1 protein-coding gene is annotated in these 2,157 nt (G+C 40.2%); it reads left to right on the top strand.

Annotated elements, in window-relative coordinates:
* Positions 1-205: 205 nt before the first annotated feature.
* The coding region (locus tag HMPREF0518_RS08890) for a mucin-binding protein (protein WP_003627902.1) at positions 206-2,157 on the top strand (1,952 nt) is incomplete at its 3' end.

Here is a 2,157-nt window from a genome sequence, read left to right on the forward strand (position 1 = left end):
TAATGATTATATTATTCTTGACCGTTGCGCAGGCAAATGTATTGAAGGCAGCACGATTTAGTTATAAACTGAGAGGTGCAGTTGATTTGTAGCTTATCCAAGCGAATCTACCCTAAATTTAGACAGAAAACTTAGACAGGCTGCTAACATAACTACAAAATTTGCAAACTTTTGTAAAACTGTTAGAAAGAAGCATTTATAAAACATGACAATTAGAACAATTGCTCATAAACGCTTAGTTGTTGGAGAAAAAAAGCAAAGATTTGGCTTCCGTAAGACGATTTTAGGTCTCTGCGGGGCAATTTTGGGCAGTACCTTATTGATGGCGGATGCTACTAATAACGCTCACACGGTATATGCCGCTGAATCTGATCCAGACCAAGCAAAATCTGTACAAATTGATGACAATGCAGCTAAAAATGCAGCTAAAGAAGTTGCACAAACTAAAGCTGATGCAGCTAAGGATAATGGCGCAAGTACTGATGTTAGCAAAGCTTCAGCTAAAACGCCAGTTGAGGCTAAGGGCAACGAAGGCACTAATACTGCTAACGGCTTAAACGGTAAAGCTGGCCAGCCTTTAGCTAAGAAAGAGGTGCCGCAGCTTAATTCATCTTTAAAGCAATATGAAAAAGCTGGTGCTGATAAGAATCAAGGCGCTGATAAGAATCAAGGCGCTGATAAAGGCGCAACTGGTACTGGTGCAGATAAATCAGGCAGTCAATTAGGTTCTCAAACTGGCACGCAAGGTACAGGCACAGGTGCGGATAAAGGTGCGCAAGTCGACAAGTCAGCAGCTACTGCAGCAAGCCGTGCCAGGAATAGGAGGAGTGTTGTTCAGCCAATGGCCGATGATGCAACTTCTCAAACGAATCTTGATGGTAAAACCCAGTATTCATCATTAAATAATGCTCAAATTTTAAGCTTTGAATTGAACTCTCAAGATAGCAATGCTCCAACTGCAACTGGGGTAAATTTAACAGCTACGTACACCCAGGCTAATCTGCCTCAGCAATTTAAGAATGATGGTATGACCGGGGACACATTTTGGTTGTATTCAGGGGCTGATCTTTTAAAAAAGAATGTATCTATTACAAAGCATTGGGCTAATGCCGGATCAATTAACGGACGAAATGTTGACTTTCATGAAACATTTCATGATTTCGTTGCTCAAAATAACCCGGGTGCTGATGGTATTAGTAGCATAACGGGTGTCGATAAACAAAACCCGTATCTTATTTTAATTAGCTCGAATGCTGTTGATAACATCGATGTCTACAATGCCAACTTCCAAGAAACCTTCTGGTTTACTTACTCTAATGATGGCTCAATCGTAGACATTACCAAATTTAATCAGGCTAATGCTGCTCAAAATAACAATCAAATTTTTTATTTTTTGTCTGCTTCATTAAGCTCTAATAATGGTGGAGGTAGTAACCGCCGTGAATACGTTCAAACCAAAGATGCCAAAACCGTAGTCATCTCAAAAAATCCTATTAATGATCCATCAACAGGATTCACAGCACCAGCATCAACAATGGGACTCACAAGTGTTTCTGGTACCAATGTTCCAGATGGTTTAGTCTATACAAACACCGATCCTTCGGGTTATCAGTCACATGATGGTGAGGATAGTAATCCGTATTATTATGCTCTACAAGGGGGAGTGACCTTTGCCGATTTTACTTCGAATAAACCAACACTTTACCTAGGCGCGGTTCCAATCAGTGATTCAAACATTCCTTGGTGGTCGCATTCAAATTGGTGGTGGCATGGTAATCATAATAAGAACTCTGATTTTTTGAGCTTTGTCACTTACTCAATTTTTAATAACAAAAAAGTTAATGAGACTATTAACTATGTTGACCAAACTGGTAAAACAGTCGCCCCTAGTCATACCGACCATATTACCTTTATCACAGTTAAAGCATGGAATGGGAATACCACGTATTATAAGTTCGGCAGTCAGGAGAACCCAACTTTAGACAATGCGGGTAAACCCGATAGCAGCTGGATTCAGGCCGATAATGCTAAATTTGGTGCTATTGATAACCCACCAGTTAATGGATATAAGGTTATCAGTACCACTGCTCCGGGCTCTGATCTAAATAGAGTTGCCAAGCAAACAGTTAACGAGGACTCAAAGGACTTAGAATTCAC

The sequence above is a fragment of the Lactobacillus helveticus DSM 20075 = CGMCC 1.1877 genome (assembly GCF_000160855.1).
GTDB lineage: Bacteria > Bacillota > Bacilli > Lactobacillales > Lactobacillaceae > Lactobacillus > Lactobacillus helveticus.